General features: G+C 37.7%; 12 protein-coding genes and 1 pseudogene. 2 read left to right on the top strand and 11 right to left on the bottom strand.

The annotated features are described in order from the left end of the window. Positions 1-11 precede the first annotated feature (11 nt). From HGR01_RS05450 to HGR01_RS41910, 9 genes and pseudogenes are all read right to left on the bottom strand, one after another. A complete protein-coding gene (locus HGR01_RS05450) occupies positions 12-209 on the bottom strand; it encodes a hypothetical protein (RefSeq protein WP_045874799.1) in 198 nt (65 codons plus the stop codon). After that, positions 209-868 carry a tetratricopeptide repeat protein gene (locus HGR01_RS05445; RefSeq protein WP_045874800.1) on the bottom strand — a complete coding sequence of 220 codons (660 nt, stop codon included), beginning with the start codon at positions 866-868 and terminating at the stop codon, positions 209-211. Before HGR01_RS05445 ends, HGR01_RS05450 begins: the two co-directional genes overlap by 1 nt. 195 nt (positions 869-1,063) lie before the next feature. Further along, positions 1,064-3,400 carry a CHAT domain-containing protein gene (locus HGR01_RS05440; RefSeq protein WP_228045650.1) on the bottom strand — a complete coding sequence of 779 codons (2,337 nt, stop codon included), beginning with the start codon at positions 3,398-3,400 and terminating at the stop codon, positions 1,064-1,066. Between the two features lie 349 nt (positions 3,401-3,749). Then, complete coding sequence (locus HGR01_RS05435) at positions 3,750-4,085, bottom strand: tetratricopeptide repeat protein (RefSeq protein ID WP_045874802.1); 336 nt, start codon at positions 4,083-4,085, stop codon at positions 3,750-3,752. Positions 4,086-4,294: 209 nt separating this feature from the next. Then, complete coding sequence (locus HGR01_RS05430) at positions 4,295-4,753, bottom strand: type II toxin-antitoxin system HicB family antitoxin (RefSeq protein ID WP_228045648.1); 459 nt, start codon at positions 4,751-4,753, stop codon at positions 4,295-4,297. Positions 4,754-4,783: 30 nt separating this feature from the next. Then, entirely contained in the window at positions 4,784-5,458 is a 675-nt protein-coding gene (locus tag HGR01_RS05425) for a hypothetical protein (RefSeq protein WP_045874803.1), read from the bottom strand. Next, complete coding sequence (locus HGR01_RS05420; protein WP_045874804.1) at positions 5,451-7,985, bottom strand: CHASE2 domain-containing protein; 2,535 nt, start codon at positions 7,983-7,985, stop codon at positions 5,451-5,453. The genes HGR01_RS05425 and HGR01_RS05420 overlap by 8 nt, the downstream gene beginning before the upstream one ends. A gap of 72 nt (positions 7,986-8,057) precedes the next feature. Then, positions 8,058-12,977, bottom strand: coding sequence for a tetratricopeptide repeat protein (locus HGR01_RS05415; protein WP_235623148.1), 4,920 nt, complete (start codon positions 12,975-12,977; stop codon positions 8,058-8,060). Positions 12,978-12,980: 3 nt separating this feature from the next. Continuing rightward, positions 12,981-13,535, bottom strand: a pseudogene (locus HGR01_RS41910) (tetratricopeptide repeat protein); the annotation flags it as partial. 89 nt (positions 13,536-13,624) lie between these two features. On the opposite strand from HGR01_RS41910, the gene HGR01_RS05410 reads away from it, so the two are divergent. Beyond that, entirely contained in the window at positions 13,625-13,828 is a 204-nt protein-coding gene (locus HGR01_RS05410) for a hypothetical protein (protein ID WP_045874806.1), read from the top strand. Here the strand turns inward: HGR01_RS05410 and HGR01_RS05405 are convergent. Then, positions 13,817-15,211 carry a DUF1822 family protein gene (locus tag HGR01_RS05405; RefSeq protein ID WP_045874807.1) on the bottom strand — a complete coding sequence of 465 codons (1,395 nt, stop codon included), beginning with the start codon at positions 15,209-15,211 and terminating at the stop codon, positions 13,817-13,819. The two genes, HGR01_RS05410 and HGR01_RS05405, sit on opposite strands and share 12 nt — an antisense overlap. Positions 15,212-15,220: 9 nt before the next feature. Further along, positions 15,221-16,627: a hypothetical protein gene (locus HGR01_RS05400; protein ID WP_045874808.1), complete on the bottom strand. Its 1,407-nt coding sequence runs from the start codon at positions 16,625-16,627 to the stop codon at positions 15,221-15,223. Between the two features lie 454 nt (positions 16,628-17,081). On the opposite strand from HGR01_RS05400, the gene HGR01_RS05395 reads away from it, so the two are divergent. Beyond that, on the top strand, positions 17,082-19,244 hold the full coding sequence (locus HGR01_RS05395) for a S8 family peptidase (protein WP_096622026.1): 2,163 nt from the start codon (positions 17,082-17,084) through the stop codon (positions 19,242-19,244). The last annotated feature ends 46 nt before the right edge of the window (positions 19,245-19,290 follow it).

The raw sequence follows: 19,290 nt of genomic DNA, 5'->3' as shown, positions 1-19,290 counted from the left end.
CCATACCCCCACTACAACAAACCAACCAACGTAAAACCAGCCCAATCGCGAGGATTTGGATACTTTTTCATCGTTTCCAGCATCGCTTGACGTAACGCACCTGTTTTATCCGTATTTATACTTAAAATACCATAAAGCTCAGTTATCAGAAATGTGAGTGCTACAGATTCCCCTCCAAACAGATGGGAATCTGGGCTTAGTATTTGCATTAACTAATTTGCTTTAGCAGGTCAAGTGCTGTCTTCATATTCTCAGTTTTACCCTCTCTTTTATACAGTTCCGCAGCTTGTTTTAAATCTGCAACTGCTCCTTGTTTATTACCTAAATTACCCTGAGCAATACCACGCCAAAAATAAGCATGGGCGAAATCTGAATCTAATTTTATTGCTTGATTAAAATCTGCTAGTGACTGTTCGTAGTCTTTTAAGTACAAGTAAGCATAACCTCTACCAAAGTATGAGTAATGGGAATTTGGCTCAATCCGAATTGCTTGATTAAAATCATCAACTGCGGGCTGATACTTTTCTATTTGGATATATGCTAAACCTCGCAGTATATAAGCTCCATAATTATCTTTATCTTGTTGTAAAATTTGATTACAATTCTCAATTACTTGGTCATAATTGCCCTTTTGTAGATACTCTGTTGCCTGATTTAATAAGGACTCGATATTGTTACTATTTCCAGAGTTGTAGGTATGTGTAGATTGAGGTTTGATTGAAGGTAGCTGTAGTTGTGGCTTAAGTTGAGTTTGAGTTTGAGCAATCAGGATTGGTTCTGGTTGATTGAGATTTTCTGCCAAAACTTTAGGACTAGAAATAATCGCACCTAATACAGCCATGCCGAGTGCTAATGTGAATTTTTTCATTTTTCTGATTCCTGAATGATTGATGATTGTTGAGTAGTGTTTGCAAAAGAAAACTAGATACTTTCGGCAGAGTGAATTACAATTGTTTTTTCCGTTCTGGAAGTATCTTTTGCTTTCTTGGTTATATGTATTTCTGGGAGTAAGGAGGATATGCCAAAATTTTGCGGCTTGGTGAAATTTTTTTTGAATTCCCGTTTATTCGGCGTTGCCAATGAGGGTGAAAGCCGCCCAGTGTATGGGATGGGGATATTTTTTCATTGTGCTTAACATTGCTTGACGTAGGGCTTTGGCTTTGTCAGGATTTTGCTGTAATTGGCGGTAAAATTCCACCATTAAATCTGACGTGGAACTATCATCAACTGCCCAGAGAGAAACGATTACACTCTCTGCTCCCGCAGTCAGCAAGGAACGGGATAATCCCACGACTCCATCACCTGTGATTTCCCCGCCACCAGTATCGCAAGCACTTAAAACTACTAAGTCTGCTTTCAAATTTAAGTTAATGATTTCGGTTGTTTTGAGCAATCCTTCGTTGACACCAGGAGTATCGGGAGCAAGTGCGATCGCACCTGGTATTCTTTCCCCAAAGCCATAAAGTAATCCATGTGTAGCTAAATGAATTATTTTGGCGGTTGATATTTTTTGCAGTACGGCAGATTTTGTTGCTTGTTTACCGATTAGAGGTTGAGTGTTGAGGATGGGGGCTATTTTATTCGCTTCTTTTTCCGTACCGGGTAAAGGACGTTGTTGTACGGGGGGAATCCCTGTAATTGGCATAATTGGGTTCCCTACCAGTAATGTATCTCCTGGTTGCAGAGATGCAATATTTAATGTTTCTGTGTTTTTCCGGGTGTAGTCTAATACCTGAATTGCTGGAGCAGTGAGGATGGTATGCTTTTCAATCAGGTATTTGTTGTTTGCATCTTTGAGCGCTGGGAAGGGGACGAGAAATAGGGATTCGTGGGGTATAAAAATTACGCGATCGCCTGAGTTTTTAGGAAGATGCTTGGCGATGGGTGTAATTAGGAGTTCGTGGAGTTGTTGTAAGTGTTTCTTTTGAGTTTCTGCACTTGGTAGGGGTGGGTTTTCAATTTCAGCACCACGTTGTTTTATAACACCAATAGATTGACGACTGGTTTCTACTAAATTTTTTAGAGGTGTTTTGAGGGATTTTAAATCTACTTGTTTAAATGCAATTTCTCCTGTGGGTTTAACTACCCAAATATAAAGTTTTGCATCCTTGGCTAAGAAATATTCCACAAGTGTAGCTTTTTGCTGTTGAGCAATTTTTTTAATTTGAGCAATGGATGGGATTGTGTTTAAAAATTCGTTACTTCTGGTTGATTTTGAGGTGATTAAATCAATAATGGCTCTGGCTCTACCGCGTTCAGATATTTCTAATGCTTGTTCTATTTTATTTTGGGCGATTAAAGCTTTTTGTAACCAGCGATAGGTAGTGGCTTGTTGTTGAAATATTGATATTTTTTGCTCATCATTTAATGTTGCCCGTAGTGACTCCCAAATTTTAATAGCAGCATATAGAGGTTTTTCCGCTTCGGAGTAATTACCTTGATCTATATAATTTACTCCAATATTATTGAGAGTTCCACCTTCGCCAGTATTATCACGAATTTGTTTGCGAATAGGTAATGCTTGTTGATAATAATCTAATGCTTTTTGGTATTTTTTTAGATTGTTATAAACTACTCCAATGTTGTTTAAATAAGTACCTTCACCTTCTTGATCACCAATTTGTTTAGCAATGTTAAATGCTTGGTTCCAATAATCTAACGCCTTTTGATACTCTCCTCTCCTGCGGTAAACTTCTCCAATATTACCAAGAGTAGTTTCTTCACCTTCTTTATCACCAATTTGTTGAGCAATAGTTAAAGCTTGTTGATAATTATCTAATGCTTTTTGGTATTCTTCCTGATTGTCGTAGGCTACCCCAATATTACTGAGAATTATACCCTCTAGTCTTTTATCAAGGATTTGTTGAGCAATAATTACAGCTTGCTGATAATTATCTAAGGCTCTTTGATATTGTCCCAAACTATTATAAATCAACCCAATATTGTTAATCGTTGTACCTTCAAGTTCCTTGTCTTCCACTTGTCGAGCAACGGTTAAAGCTTGTTGATAATAATCTAATGCTTTTTGATACTGACCCAGCCTGCGATAAACTAAACCAATATTATTAATAGTTGTACCTTCGCCAGCTTTATCATCAATTTGTTGAGCAATGATTAAGGCTTGCTGATAATAATCTAATGCTTTTTGATACTCTCCCAGATTGTCATATATTTTTCCAATATTGTGGAGAGTTGTACCTTCGCCGAATTTATCCTCAATTTGTCGAGAAATGGTTAAGGCTTGTTGATAATAATCTAATGCTTTTTGATACTCTCCCAGATGATCGTAAACTTGTCCTATGTTGTCTAAAATTCTACCTTCGCCGAATTTATCATCGATTTGTCGAGCGATAGTTAAAGCTTGTTGATAATAATCTAGTGCCTGTTTGTACTCGCCCAGATTGTCGTAAACTGAACCAATATTGCTTAAAATTCTACTTTCAATTTCTTTATCACTAATTTCTCTACTAATTACTCACCATTCGCGTAATCCAAATCGGAAATAATTAATTCCCAAAAAACCATGAAATTCCTACTATATATAGCTTTGGTTTTGGTAATCAGAATAGAAAGCTTACACTTACCCGATTTCCCTCAAAGATTTCAGTAGGAATCTGAATGTATCGGTGCGATCGCACCGTCATCGCACTGTGAACTAACCACGCCTCTAAAGGGTATATGGATAAAAGTTTGATGCGATTAATCCTTTTTTTGTAAGCCTTTTAACCATTTTGATGAATTCTTTATTTTCAGAATCGATTACGCGAACGATGAGTAATTACTAGCGCTTTCTCGAATAACTCTAGGGCTTCTTTATATTTACCTTGGCGAAATAATTTAAGTCCCTGTTTATTTAGTTTCCTTGATTCTTCTAGTCGCTGTTGCTGTGTCTGTCCTTGTGCTACTAATTTACTACTTACCCCACCCTCTACTTCTCTCATCTGCGGAGATGCTAAACCTACGGGAAATATCAACGAAAGCAACACAGTAACAAATGTAGCCCGATAAACAAATATTGATAACTTATTTTTGGCTTTATAAAGCCTATTACCTCGGCGGTTACAGCAATTCAGACTTTTACGCATTTTTTCAGCCCTTTAAATCTTTCAGTAATTACTCGTATTTCTCAACCACAAGAGGTTATGCTTTTTTTAGCGTACCAAGCAAGTTATTGTTGAACCTTCTCTCTCAAGGAATTGAGCAAAAACAAGTAATGTGGGCATTTTTTCCCACGCTGATCGATTTCATCCATCCAACAGTAGCGATACATGGTCAGTATCTAGCAACCAAAGGCTCATGCTGCACCATTGATATCTAACTCGCGCTCTGTCCGCAATTCCTCAGCCAGCTGTGCAAAATCCTCATCTCCCTCAAACATACCAATAAAATCTGTCCAGGGATTATTTGCAACTTCTATCGTCAAAATCTCAATATTTGCCAGCCTTTCTTTAATTTTTTCCTGTAGAAATGCGTAGGCGTAGCCCATCGAAGATATCGCATCCTCACGATTTTCAGCTTCGGCTACACAATCAGCTAATTCTGATACTGATGCGATAAAATGCCCTGAATCCAGCCGTTCAACTAGGATATGAAGAGGCAGCTTGTTTAAACTTACAACGGATTGAAGATTCATAGACAGCGATCGCAACTTCTTTTTCTCATAATAATCTTTCTGCCAGCATTTATGATGTCGAAAGTGATATAAATGCCCAAACTCTTGTATAACAACAATTTGGGGCTTAATTTTAGGCATCTCAACCAGTTGAAAATTCTTAGTCTGTGGTTAATTTGGTTTACAAAAATCTTTCACAATCTCTTCCCGGATTTTAACTAACTCTGGTGAAGGTTTGTCCACCGAGTAAGCTTGCTGCAATGCATCTGACCGCAATGGTGGGTCTTGTTCTAAAAAATACTTCGCTTTTGCAAATGCGATACCCTCAGCAGTTACACCCTTAGCTTTTTCTTGCTGCTCCAATTGCTGCAAATCATTGGTAATGCGCTGTTTTTGCTGGGGTTCCATGATTTTAAACGCAATATTTCCCGCCCAAGAATTCTCAATTGCTACTGACCAATGGTATTGTTGAGCAGGTAGCAAGGGATTCCCCGTATAAGTTGCATAAAGCTGTCCGATTTGAATATTGTCAGTTGCACTCGCATCGGGAATACCCTGAGAAAGTCCGATTTTTTTCAGATTTCCTTGCCAAATTATAAACGGGCGATCGCTCCAAATTATCTCACCACGATCTGGTGCAGCAATACAAACACCATTAATGATTGGACGTGGTGCGCCTTTACCCCTTCCCACTGGAGGGTTCCTCCGAAAAAGATTCCACCAAGAAAAAGACGGCTGTGCTGGACGCTTTTCGGCGTGGGATACTTGATTTGGCAAAACAGGGAGCAATGTAACAGTCATTGCAGATATCAACAAGCTGGGTAAAATCCAGTTGTAATTATTCATAAACCCTTCTCCGTAAAAAACCTGTTATGAAATATGTCCAAACGGTCGCAGATGGTAAAAACCAAGGTATTATAATCGCTAGGGATGATATGTATATTTCCAAACTAATAATTCCATAAACGACTGTTAGTAAAGAAATTAGCATCAGCCATTGCCAGCAATAGTGGGAATGTTTGCGTAATAAATAGTAGAAATATTTTCCCATCAAAATAGCAATCCCCAATATCCAAACATCAGGAATAGGTATAACCAATCTCTGTGTGAGAAAATGATGCACCATATAAGCATGAACTTCTCCACCAGGTATAATTCTGCTATTGTTTCCCTGTTGCAATCGCCAAAAATCTAGTGCTGGGGGTACATCAAAATTATCTTCTTTATCTATTGACATTCCCGCTTCATCGTATCCCCCTGCTGCGATGATAACTACTTGTTTTTGTAGGTTCGCCAAAGGTAGATTTTTACTATCTTGTTCTAACAATTTCCAAGCAGGGACGGATTCATATATTTGATTGGGAGGGATAGAAAAATCAATAATTGGATGCAGCCACATTTGGGAAATGATAGTACTGTAATCTGCGATCGGTTGCAAGCGAGAACGAGGTGAATTTAAAATTGTCTTATCTAGTATATTATGTTTATTCCGGTTGAGATAGCTATTTAACTGCTGCCAAAAATTGCTTTGACTATCTAGTTTAGGTTGGGGAATTTTGAGATTATTGTTACTATCTTTACTGGAATCATCGAGAGAATATTGTAATTGATGTGATAAAGCTAATAAACCTGCAAAAGTGAAAGGTGTTGAATTATTATTTGATGATGGTAACAGTGTCATATAACAAGGGATACGCTGTATTTTATCACAAAATAAGATTTCAATTTCTCCATCTAAACTCCAATTGAAACTAGCAATTTCAGGGATCGCAGTCTGCCAAACTCCAGCATCAGATTCAGTTCCTGCGAAGATAAACCAAGTTGGATTAGGCGATGTATTAACACCTTTTTTAATTGCTTGAGCTAAACTTTTATCATTTTCGGGTTGGTGTCTATCTAATATAAAATCAATCCCGATTATTTTCGCTTTTCTATCTGTTAGCCGATTGATTAAACTCGCAATATATTCGCGGTTCATCGGTCTAGGGTTGCTGATTTTACCTTTAGATTTTTTAATTGATTCGTCGTCTATTTTTACAAGTAATACGGGAGGAACCTCTTGCTGGTTAACCTTTCCTGTTAGTTGACGATAGAGAGATTGTACCCACAATTTGCGTCCTAATAAGTGATTTTGGATGGGAATTTGTAAGCTAATTAATAATAAAGCTGCAAGTGCTATACCTTCTTTTCGAGTGGGAATAATTTTTCTAAGTCTTTGTTTAATACCAAATGGTTCAACCTTAAATAAAGGTGCTTCGGGATGACGAAATAAAGAAGGAATTAAATAAGCACTGGGATATGTAAGGTTTTTCTCTGTCTTCAAATATTGGGATGCTAATAATAAAGCTTCGTGAACATCTTTAAATTCCGCCAAGGCTTGTAAAAAGTGTAGTAAAAATTCCTCGGCGACAGCATTATGAACGGGTTCGCGCATCACAGCAACTTGACTCAAACCCAAGTCAATGAGAGAGTTAGCAATATTCAAACCATTGCAGGAATTAAAAATTGCAAATTGTAACCCACGTTCTACTGCGATACTTAATAATGGTGCAATTTCACTAATCGATAAAGTGACATTTTTAGCAATACTAATTTCTCCTCCTGTGATATTATTTTCATTACTGTGTCCAGCAAAAAATAAGATATCCCAACCTAATTCAGAGGTAATAGCATCTTTGATTTTAGTTTTTAAATCTGTAATACTTGTTTCTGGCTGTAAACCTACAAATTTGACATCAATGATATTTTTAAATTGACGCATTGCTTGCTTTTCAGCTTTGAAATCCAAGCCAGTTTCATCACCTAATATTGCTAACACTCTAACTTTACGAGTAAGCCGAGGATTTTTCTGTGCAAATCCTCGATGAATATTTACAGGGGTACGAACAATACGAATTTTTCCCGAAGAAAGTGCAAATTCTGTACCAATTTCCCACGATTCCCAAGGAAAGCGTTCTAAATCTATGGTGTTACAAGTAAGAAAAAGATTTGTAATTTCTGGTGATTGAGAAAGGGTTTCTATCTTTTCTTTCTCCCCTACTACATTAGCCAAAGCCATACGAATTTCATATAATTCTGCACAACGCAACCATTTATGAAATTCCAACAAAAATTTAGCTTCCGCTTGCACTAATTTTGCCTGCCAATCAGTCGGAGGAGTAGAAATTACACCACTATCTGCTATCCGACCACGTACTGATTGTGTTTTGTAATTTTTGTAATAATTTAGATAGGAACGTTGCCAATCTTGATAAAGTATGGTGAGATTTTGAGGATAGGGAATTGTCACATTTAGCTGCTGTCCTTTTCCCCAACTGAGTTGAAATAAACAAAGTTTTTCAATGTGTTGAACTTTGAGATAAAAGTTGCTCATGTGTGCTTACTGATTGGTAGTGCGTTATTTATTAGTGAAGAGAGATGCGATTAATTGCATCTCTGATGTTGTTTATAAACCGTTACCAATTAAAATAAATGGTGCCCAGTAGTAGGGGTGAGAGTAACTACTTTTGCGCTGCTCATTTCTGGGTAATGCACCTGGTTCTAAGTAAGCACCACGTTTATCAATATTTGTGTTCGTAGAGTTATTACCTTTTATTATGCTAAGTTGTGCTTGACGTAATGCTTCAGATTTCGTCATTTTGCCAGTAGCAAGATTTTTATAAAATAACTGCATTAGTTGAGATGTACTAGGATCATCAACTTTCCAAAGAGAAGCCATTACCGATTTAGCACCTCGATTCATAAACTCGTAAGCAAGGGTATTAATTTCTACACCGTCCTGAGCTTCATCTTGATTTGTAGAAGTAGCCAGGGCTGTTTGACAAGCTGACAAAACAACCAAATGAATATCCTTTAATCCTGTCAAGCTAGAAATCATATCCGGTGTTAATGGTGTACCAGTTCCCATTAAGATATAAGATTGTTCTGGGGTTGTTGAGTCAAATACACCGTGAGTAGCAAGGTGAAGAATTTTGTATTTGTTCAAATTATCTCGCAATGTTTCAAAATTGAAGATTTTATTTAAATACTCTTTTCCTGGATAAATTCCTTGCTTATCGTTGGTATTTTCACGAACAATAGCGTCTAATTCCTTGGGTACATTTAATAAAGCACGGAAACTCTTATTAGAATTAGGATTTGGATCGGGAGCAGGTTCCGATAATCCCATTGCTAAAAGGGGGGTATTTTGAATATTAGTAGGTAGCTTATCTTGCTCTTCAATCTTTTCTGTAGTGACATTATGAATTGTGTATTTTTCGATTAGATATTGTTTCCCATCATGAAGTGCGCTCATGGGAATATAGCGAATTTCTCTATGTAGCGCAAAAATCAGATTTTTGACCTGATTATCCGTTAATTCCTTCTCTAAAGGTTTAATTAGCCATCTGTAGAGTTGTTGGCTGATAGGCTGTATTTCGGCAATATCTTTTACACTACAGTAATAACCTTCTGGTTCACATTTTCCGATTAACTCACGAAATTTTTTGACTGTATTTCTTAATTCCTTCCTTGATACTTGGACTTTCTCTGTTTTGACTAGCCCGTTTTGTCCATATACTTGTAACCACAATTCATTTTCTAGTACCAAGGGATAAATCATAACGCTGTTTGCGCGTGTTTCCTTTGCTTGGGCTTCAACAATTGCTTGGGCTTTTGCGAATCCTTTCGGATTAAAGAATTGTTCATCTTTAGCACGATTATCCTTAATTTCTTCTTCAATTTTCTTCAATTCTTTATTTACTTGTTGAATTGAAGCACTGAGCTTATTATTAAGCTCAGTGAGTTGACTGCATTTAGTTCTTTCGCATTCACTTATCTGACTAGCCAAAGCAAGTGTGATTTTACCTTGTTCGGGAATCTTTGCTTCTGTGGGAGTGAGAGGGATATTTAATTTACCTTCTGTGCTACCTCTAGAACCTCTTGCTTCTCGAATTTCTTGTTCTTCTATAAGTAACCGGATTTGGAACGCTTCATTATATGCTCCTTGATCATTTAACAAACCTGCGAGTTGAGCATATATATCCGATACCTTCATTTGAGCGAAATCAATAGTTGAATTTAAGAAAGAGTTTTGTAATTCTTTGGGTAAGCCTTCAATACCACCACGAATTTCTTCAAGCCTATTCACAGATTTCTTATAATTTGCAATAGCAATATTAGGTTGATTTAAATCCTGATAAACCCGTCCTAATCCAGCATAAATACCTGCGTCTGCACCTTTTACTTGATTATCTGTTTTAATTGCTAAAGCTTGTTGATAAGCAACTATTGCTTGTTCTGTTCTGCCAAACTTACGATGTAAACTACCAATATTACTGAAAGCTAACTTTTCCCAAACACTATTTTGGTTTTTTCTCGCAAAGTCCAAAAATGCTTGAGCAGATTCCATCGCTTTTGCATCATCTTTCGATTCACCATAGCCAGCACTTAGAATTAATTTTGCTAAAGCTTCTAAGCGAGGTTCTTTAATATCTGTAAAAATCACCAATGCTTTTGTTGCTGAATCTATAGCTTTATTCGTTTCTCCTTGATAAAAGTAATTACTAGCTAGAGCTAATAAAAGTGTACCTTCGCCCTGACGATTGTTGAACTGTTTGACTATTGTCAATGCTTGTTCATAATACTTAGCGCTATTTTTGTAGTCTCCTAGTTTGCTATAAATATCTCCCAAAAAATATAAGGTATCAACTTGAATGATAGGACTTTTAAGTTGCTCTGCAATTTTTAAACTTTGCTGTGTTAAATCTAAAGCTTGTCCATAATCATTCAGGGAACTGTAAATACTACCTAATGCGTTTAAAGCCTGGACTTCCAATAGTGGATTTTTCAATTCACGGGCAGTTGCCAAACCTTGCTCGACTAATTGTTTACCCTTTGTGTACTCCCCAGTTAATCCGTATGCTTTACCTACAACAATTAAAACTTCTGCCTTTCTGACTGGATTATTTAACTTTTGAATTTTACCAAGTAAAGGTTCACCAAGAGCCGTCACTTGTTGATACTGTCCTGTGGCTTCATAAATAGTAGCTAAAGCCGCTATAGATTCGATTTCTAAAGTAAAATTATTAATTTGACGTGAAATACTTATTGCTTGCTCTGCTGTTTTAATACCCTTGTCATATTCTCCTTGGAATTTATATACTTTGCTGAGATATACTAAAATACCTGGTTCAAACAATAAATTTGACTGTTTTCTTGTTAAAGCTAAAGCTTGCTGTGCTGTCTCCAATGCTTTATTTGTATCACCTACATAAATGTAATTTTCAATAAGATTTAGCAAAACAATAATTTCATTCCCAACCATTTTGCTTTGTACTATTTGCAGATTTTGTTGTGCTATCTCTAGAGATTTAATAAAGTTACCCTGGCTAAAGTAAATATCGCGTAAGTTATTTAAAGCATCTTCTTCCAGAGAGGGACTTTCTACTCGCTTGGCTATAGCCAAAAGTTGCTGTGCAGATTCCAGGGCAGAAGTGTGATTACCTTGTTTGGTGTAAATATTACTGAGTTGTTTTAATGCGTTTGCTTCAACTTTAGGTTCTTTGATTTGTTGAGCGATAGTTAAGGCTTGCTTACATATATCGATTGCTTTAGGAAAATCTTTGAAGTCATCAGTATATAATTTAGCTAAGTCAATTAAAGCTTCTGCATAATATTCTTTTATACCTGATGCCTGAGCTTTTTTGACAGCTTGTTGAGCAAAATCTAAAGCTTGATTAGATTTACCAAAGAGACTATAACTTGTTTGTAGACCTCCCAAAGCAGAAATTTCTGCTTCCACAGCATTATCCCGAACATTGGATGGTAATTTATCAATTTTTATTTGCTGGGCTATACGTAAAGCCTCATGATATGTTGCAACTGCCTTTTTATGCTCTCCCAAAACATTATAAGTACTAGCTAGAGATTTTAAAGCAAATACTTCTCCCAATAAACCATAATCTTGTTGTGATTTTGATTTTTCTTCTCTTTTTATTTCTAAATATCGTTTATCTACTTCTAATTGTTTATGATGTTCTCCTTGAGATCGATAGATATTGGCTAAGGTTCCTAAAGCTGTTGCTTCAGTGACTAAATCTTTCAGATCGCGAGCCATTTTGGCAGCCTGTTGTAAAGTTTCAACTGCCTTTTTATTTTCATGGATAAAAGCATAAGCAGCACCTAAATCAGCCAAAGTAGATGCTTGAATTTTTGGTTTATTTAGTTCTTTTGCAAGATTAATAACTGATGGAGCTAGTTCTATGACACGAGAATATTCTACTTTCGCTTGACCATATAATTCTTTAACAAAGAAGTCTACAGCTTTAGAATTATGCCCTGCAAGAATTTTCTGCAAAGCAGTCAGTTGCCCTTCTTTATTTTGAAGCGTCTGATAAATTTTTAAGGCTTGTTGAAATAATTCAATTGCTTGATCATCTTTATTTTGAAATAAATAAGTTTGACCGATAACAATTAGAAAATTTGCTTTGAATGTGTTATCTTCAATTGCTGATAGAAGTGGTAGTGCTTGCTGATAAAATGGAAGAGCGCTGTCATACATGTTTTGGTCTTTATAAGCATCTCCAATCTCTCCTAAAATACGAATTTCTAGAGATTTATCTTTTTTCTCTCGTGCAATACTTAATGCTTGTTTGTAGATTTTAATTGCTTGTTCGTACTGATTTTGCTGGGAGTAAATATTTCCTAATTCTCTAAGAATACCTATTTCTAGAGATTTATTTTTTAAGTCTTGTGCGATACTAAGTGCTTTTTGATAAGTTTCAATCGCCTGTGAATATTGTTTTTGTTGAAAATAAACTTTCCCAATTTCTGTAATAATACTAGCTTCTCTTAATTTATCTTTGGCTTCTTGAGCTACGGTTAATCCTTGTTCATATATTTGACTAGCTTGCTTGTACTGTTCTTGAATAAAGTAAATATTCCCAATCATCTGAAGAATATCTGCTTCTTTTGATTTATTTTTTAATCCTCTATTTATTACTAATGCTTGCTGATAAAATTCAATAGCTTTGCTATATTCTTTTTGAACAGAGTAAGTATCACCAATATTTTCAAGGCTGCTAGCTTCTAATGATTTATTTTGAATTTCTCGCGCTAGTATTAATGATTTTTGCCAATAATCCACAGCAAGAACATAATCTTCCTGACTGTTATAGTGCCATCCTAGATTAAATAAAACTCTCAACTCTCCGTCTTTATTTTCGAGGGTTTTACTTATTTTTAATGCCTGTTGATATGACTCAAATTCACGTTTATAATCACGTAAATTACTATAAACTATTCCAATTCTAATTAATGTATATGCTTCCCGATCAGTATCTTTTACTTCTTTATGAATAGCTAAAGCTTGCTGTAAAATTTCCAAGGCTTTAGGATATTGCTCTTGATTACTGTAAGTAAATCCAATATTACTGAGAGTTTTACCTTCACCTTTTCTATCATTAACTTGCCGACGAATTGTTAAAGCTTGTTGGAAAAATTCTAATGCTTTAGTAGCATCAAAATTTAATCTATAGCTCGTGCCGATATTATCCAACACTTCGCCAATTGCAGCTTTATCCCCAATCACTTTATACAGATTTACAGCTTGCTGCAAAACTTCCAAAGCTTGGGTAGGTTGATTCAAGCCGTTGTAAACCTCACCCAATTTATTTAAAGTGGCAGCTTCCCCTGCTTTATCCCCCAGTTTTCGCCGTATCTCCAGCACCCGTTGATAAGTCTGCAAAGCTTTGGGATATTCCCCACGTCGAAACTGCTGTACACCTTCTTCAAACAACTTATCTGCATCTGCTTTAGTATCCGAACTGGTTGCAGTTTGCGCCAAAGTATGCTTAACTATCACATCATTCGCCGCTAACCCAACACCACAAGTCAGTGAAAACACTAAACTAACTAGGGCGAAACTCTTCAAACTCTTAGACATTGGTTATTCCTCTTAATATGGCTACAGAAGATTGATTACTCAATCTCTTATATTTCTGAGGACAAACCAGGTTATGCCAAAATTTAAAAATGACCTCAGCATCATTACGATACCTTGATGTGACAGACCGTATTAATACTGGAGATCACAAGCTATTTAAAGATATTGTAAAGAAAAAGCCAAAGCATACCAGACATTTGCAACAATTACCCGCTTATTGCAATTATCCAGTGAAGAGTAGTATTGTGAAAGCGATCGCCCAATTCTGGTATCCAATCGCGTCAATTCCGTAACCGCTCCAAATTAAACGCAAAAGGCGGTAAAGTCACCTCAACGCCATCCATCAAACTCACACTCACCAAAAACTTCTCATCCCAATTACCAACCACACGGGTAAATATATAAGAATCTTCACTCTCTGCATTTAATCCCGGTTCATCCAAAATACCTGTTTGGTCGCTGACCCTAAGTTTAATCCCAGACGGTAAACTACTTAAAGCAGGTGCGCCCAAAATTAGTAACAAACTCCACTCTGGCTGTTCAGATTCCGATAGTAAATGCCAAGTCACAGCATACAACCGCAAAGGTATCCCAGCTAAAAGTAAATCTTGATACGCACCCCGCGCTTGTACGGGAATTTCTAAACCCCTCTGTCGTAATTGAGTAGCTATTACCTCAAATTCTTCCTCAGGACTACGTATTGGGCGCATTTGGGAAGCATCTGCAAAACTGGGTAACAGCACCCAAGAAAGTGAAGCAGCTAAATCATCCAACTCATCCCACAACCAACGTCCAGCATTTAAAGCAGGTTGGGTAATTAATTTAATTACATCTTGTAGAGACGCAAAAGCAGCTGTTGATTCTGGGTTGGCGCTACCAATCTCTATATTCTCTATAGCTGCTTGTGTTTGTAATGTGTAAACCCAATTGATCAATTCTGGACTAGTTAAAACAGCAGCAGCTTGTTCCCAAGTTAAAACTTCAGATAATTCCCGTTTCGGTGATTGTAACTGAGGTAATAATTCCACCAACTGATTTTGTATATTTGCTAAAATCGCACTACGATTTGTAGGAATTACAGGTAAAGAGATTGCTGATGATTCCAAACATCGTAGATAAAGCAAGAGACGGTCTGGATTACTATCAAAACAGGATATTGTCAGTTGATAATTCCAATCTGACTGTAAAGAGGTTGTCTGTAAATTCTCTTGTAATTCTTCATAGCTTAAAAAAGCATAAACATTTGCTGCTTCTTGTTCTTCTAACACCTCCACTAAAACATAAAAGTGGGGAATAAACTCTGGTAAATCTACAACTACTCTGGGAATATTAACCATTTCATCGCTCAAGCTACCAGTGGCAATTAAACAGACTTTAAATTCCCCTACTTGTAAATTAGCAACGCCACTAATAAAATTTGCTAAAACTGGTTGTAAACTTGTACATTGCTCGCGATTAATAGTTAAAGATTCTGCTCTTTCTTCTAGCCATTGCTCAAAAGCTGATAAAGCTAAATAATGAAGATAAGCTTGCCATTGTTTGGATTCATTAATAACTTGATTACTGAGTACTGCGGCTTGGTCAATCTCATCGGGTGAGAGAATAACTGCTGAAGTTGGTAAAGCATCAAAATCAAGGTAAGACATGGGAGGAAGATTACTTAATAAATTTGTCATAATTTTGTTTTAATTTCTTTTTCTAGTTTGGATATATTCACATAATCGTTCGGCGAAAATATCAGCTTTTAGGTGAGCTTTCATTGTTCTTGATTGAATCTCGGAATTTTCCAGCATTTGGCTAATTTCCTCAAACAGAAAGCTTGTCAATCGCTCGTCCAGGTTTTTCAAAGCTTGGATATCAACATATACTTTAGCCTTTTCTTTGAGAGAGTCCTTTAAAATTACCAACATTTCCTGCTGGACATCAGTCCGCAAGTTTTTTAACTTTAATAACTTGGTTACCGAATCTTGCGCTCTCAATCCCAGGAATTCAGCAATTTCCTTCATTGCCAATTTTTGACATTGAGATAGCTCCAAAGCAGTTAAAAACATCGTGGCTTTATCGCCTTTTTTCCGTTCTAAATATCTAACTCGCGATTCTGTAACTTGAGCTAAAGCCTGTTGTAAGCTAAGTTGAAATTGATGGCGATAAAACTGTAAAAATTCGGTTTGTTCGTCGTTTTCTTCTAAACTATTATTAGTTTCAGTCGCCGGGATTTCTTCTATCAAAGAATTATACTTGCTTCCATACACAGCGTCTAGAGAACTTGTCTGTACAGAACCACCCCGAACATAAATTCGGTACTCGCGCAATTGAGCAGCCAGCTTTTGCAGTTTCTGACTCAAAACTTCAATCTCAAAAATTTGACCTGTATGCTTTTGAATATCTTGGGCAATATCTTGTAATTGTTGAGTATCAGGTGCAATACATTTACTCCTGAGACCTTTTCTCCGTTGTTGCAGTCTTTGCAAGCGGTAGATAGTATGATAGCTTTCTAAAATAGATTGCGCTTCTTTAATTGCTGCGTCGCTAAAACCACCCTGGCTAAAAATATGAAAATCTTTGAAAATGCGTTCTAATTGTTTAGGTTGAGTATCATTTAAAATCGCCCAATTACTAATTAAATAAACACCACATTCTAATAAAACTTTATTCAATTCAGGCTGTTGCTTTAATTTCATTATCGCCCAAGTAGTCAGACTACTTTGCTGCGGATCAAAACTCTGGAGAATTTTTTGCGAGAAGCATTGATATACACGGGCTGTTGATAATTTACCATCATCATCTAGGACATAAGGGAACAAATCGCTAGCAGTAAAATTATGCTTTTGACCAAATTTCCTTTCTAATTGCAGACATCCTTGCTCAAGAATCCAAGATAGAAAACACAGCAAACAACGTTCTGCTAGTAAAGCAGTCTCGCCAGAACTATGGCGATATAAATCTAGCAATTTACCCTGGATGTCTGCATCTGGTGTCAAACGCTCAAATACTTGTGAGTAAAACGACTTCGCCGCAGGTATCTGTTGAATTCTCCGGTTCCCTCCCGCATCAATCCTCACCAATTGCCAATATCTTGAAGCCTCGCTCATAAGTATTTGTATTTATTGGTCATTGTTAATTGTCACATTGCCGATGCTTTTCAACGCAAGTCCAACCATTTTTTGAGATTCCATACTGAGTCCCTAATTTAACAGTTATTGGGAAAGGCAGAGGGCAGGAGGCAGAAGGCAGAAGGCAGAAGGGAATTTTGCTTCCTGCCACGGCAGTTGCTCCTAACCCTGCGTACCTGTCCCCTCTGCCAGCAACCTTAGGGAACGAGGGTTTAAGACTTCCAACAGGAGGGGTGTTACTCCGACTCCGATCTGAATAAAACCTTCTGCCCTCTGCCTTCTGCCTTTTTAAACTTGAGCTTTCATTTTTTAGTACTTCTGAGAAAATCGACCTTATGCAATTTTGCGCCAACCTCTGCTGCTGAGAAATTGCATATCCTCCAAATCATCAGAAATACACATATCTGGCAAAATTAATTCCCAGTTCGCACTTATGAGACGTTTAATTTCCAGTCTGATTTTGGCAGGTTGTTTTTTCAGTGCTACCAGCTTTTCTCTGCTTCCTCAGCAACACCGTGAGTTCGCGCAGGCACAAACAGCAGATGAATTGTTTTATACATTTTACGGACAAAAAATTCCTTTGAATTTGCGCCGTGATACGGTGGCTGTGAGCTTTAAACCCAAGAATACACGCTCTCGCTCTATCCAACCTTTATACTTACAGTTGCAACAAGATTTACGACGTGGTGGCGGTAATACTCGTAGCATTGGTAGTAATCATCGCTCTGATGTAGATGTTAAACCTTTGGGAGAAAACATCGCTCTAGTTAACCTACCTTCTGGCACTCGTGCTTCCTTAAATACAGTTCAACAGCAGATTCAAAAACAGCCTTACGTGCAAGAAATATTACCTATCTTATCCCGTAAATCACAGTCAGCATCTCCAGAAACAAAATCTGAGCCAGTTATTGTACTACCCAACGAGATTGTCATTAGTTTTGAGGGCGAGATGTCCGAGAGCCAAAGGCAAATTATCCTACTGCGCCACAATTTAGAAGTACTTCGTCCCTTGAGATTTAGTAAAAACCGCTACTTAGTACGTTCTAAGTCAGTATCTGGGACTGAAATTTTACATGTGGCTAATCAACTAACTCAAGTACCAGGAGTGCAATCAGCAACACCGAATTTTATTCAAGCGACTTCCGATCATATGTCGCAATTGCTGGCAACAGCAGCCAATTTACCAGAAACTCCTCACGCCGCCGAACGCTTACAACAGCAGTTGGCACAGTTACCCCAACCAAAAGATACTCCGATTTCTTCCAACTTACTACCTTTGCAATGGCATTTAAATAGTACTCCTCGCCGGGGTCAGCTGTTAGCTCGGACTGATATTCGCGCTACGGAAGCCTGGCGCAACAGCAATGGCGGACGTGGGGTTGTCGTGGCGGTAATTGATAGCTTGATTCAATGGGATCATCCCGACTTGGTGAAGAAGACATACAAATCTGGCGATCGCTCTGATAAATTACCTGGTGAGGAATATGGCTGGGACTTTTCTAGCCCAGGTGAAGGTGACGCTGATACACGCTTGAGTTCCCAAGAAATGTCACAGATTCAAGCAGAATTTCAAGACACTTTTAAATTACCATCTGACCAATTATTAAAGAAATATCAACAACTGTCGGGCATCTTAAAACAGCGTTACCCTAAAGCTTCAGACAGTGAAATTGCTCATCGCATTCGCAATCTGATTCGTGCTGAAATTGGGAGTGAGTTTCACGGTACTTGGGCTGCGGGTGTGATTGCTGCTAATTCGGAAGATAAAGCAGGTATTCTGGGAGTTGCGCCTCATACCCAAATCCTGCCAATTAGGGTTTTTGGCTTACGTGGTGCGATTAATATGGCAAGTTTATCCGAAGCTATTGGTTATGCTGCCAGTAGAAATGTTGATGTGATCAATATGAGTTTGGGTGGTTTGCTTCCTGATGAGGGATTAACCGAGCAAATTTTTGATGTGTTGGATGCTCATCGTCATTTGGTAATAGTTGCTTCTGCTGGTAATGAAAATTTGGATGGAGTTGGATTCCCGGCTGGTATTCCTGGTGTTGTATCAGTAGGTGCTACAAATATGACGGGTAATCGCACCTTCTACAGCAGTTATGGCGGCGGATTAGATCTAGTCGCACCCGGCGGCGAAATCCAAAATAGCCTCAGTGGTGGAATTTTAACGACAGGTGGTACTTGGTTGGATGGTTTTTGGCAGGGAATGTCTGTACCAGATTACACCTGGGGTTTGGCGTTAGACCCCTTAGGTAAGTATGTCCAGGTACAAGGGACTTCTTTCTCGGCTCCCATTGTTTCAGGAGTAGTGGCCCTGATGAAGGGAGAAGATCCAAAACGGCGATTAAGCCGCGATGAAATTGTCTCAATTCTCAATCAGACTGCTACCTATGATGGACTCAATCTTTCTAAAGCTGATGCTAATCGCTATAGGTTGCAGAAGGAAGTCGGTTTTGGAACTGTTGTAGATGCTCCAGTTTCACGACCTTCTGGTATTTTCCCTAAGGCGAAACCCGTTTCCGCCCAAGAGTATTTCTTCGGTCGTGGTTTAGTTAATGCTGATGCTGCGGTGCAGGCTGTGAAGCAGAGATAGGGATAAGTGGTAATGTTCCAGGGCCGATTAGGTAGAGAACTGGAAC

It is taken from the genome of Tolypothrix sp. PCC 7712, assembly GCF_025860405.1.
GTDB lineage: Bacteria > Cyanobacteriota > Cyanobacteriia > Cyanobacteriales > Nostocaceae > Aulosira > Aulosira diplosiphon.
This window is presented reverse-complemented; position numbering and strand designations above follow the sequence as displayed.

Excerpts from the sequence above, each read along its gene's own strand:
- HGR01_RS05435 (WP_045874802.1), bottom strand. The coding sequence starts at position 4,085 with ATGCGTAAAAGTCTGAATTGCTGTAACCGCCGAGGTAATAGGCTTTAT.
- HGR01_RS05445 (WP_045874800.1), bottom strand. The coding sequence starts at position 868 with ATGAAAAAATTCACATTAGCACTCGGCATGGCTGTATTAGGTGCGATT.
- HGR01_RS05395 (WP_096622026.1), top strand. The coding sequence starts at position 17,082 with ATGAGACGTTTAATTTCCAGTCTGATTTTGGCAGGTTGTTTTTTCAGT.
- HGR01_RS05410 (WP_045874806.1), top strand. The coding sequence starts at position 13,625 with ATGACCTCAGCATCATTACGATACCTTGATGTGACAGACCGTATTAAT.
- HGR01_RS05405 (WP_045874807.1), bottom strand. The coding sequence starts at position 15,211 with ATGACAAATTTATTAAGTAATCTTCCTCCCATGTCTTACCTTGATTTT.
- HGR01_RS05450 (WP_045874799.1), bottom strand. The coding sequence starts at position 209 with ATGCAAATACTAAGCCCAGATTCCCATCTGTTTGGAGGGGAATCTGTA.
- HGR01_RS05430 (WP_228045648.1), bottom strand. The coding sequence starts at position 4,753 with ATGCCTAAAATTAAGCCCCAAATTGTTGTTATACAAGAGTTTGGGCAT.
- HGR01_RS05420 (WP_045874804.1), bottom strand. The coding sequence starts at position 7,985 with ATGAGCAACTTTTATCTCAAAGTTCAACACATTGAAAAACTTTGTTTA.
- HGR01_RS05400 (WP_045874808.1), bottom strand. The coding sequence starts at position 16,627 with ATGAGCGAGGCTTCAAGATATTGGCAATTGGTGAGGATTGATGCGGGA.
- HGR01_RS05425 (WP_045874803.1), bottom strand. The coding sequence starts at position 5,458 with ATGAATAATTACAACTGGATTTTACCCAGCTTGTTGATATCTGCAATG.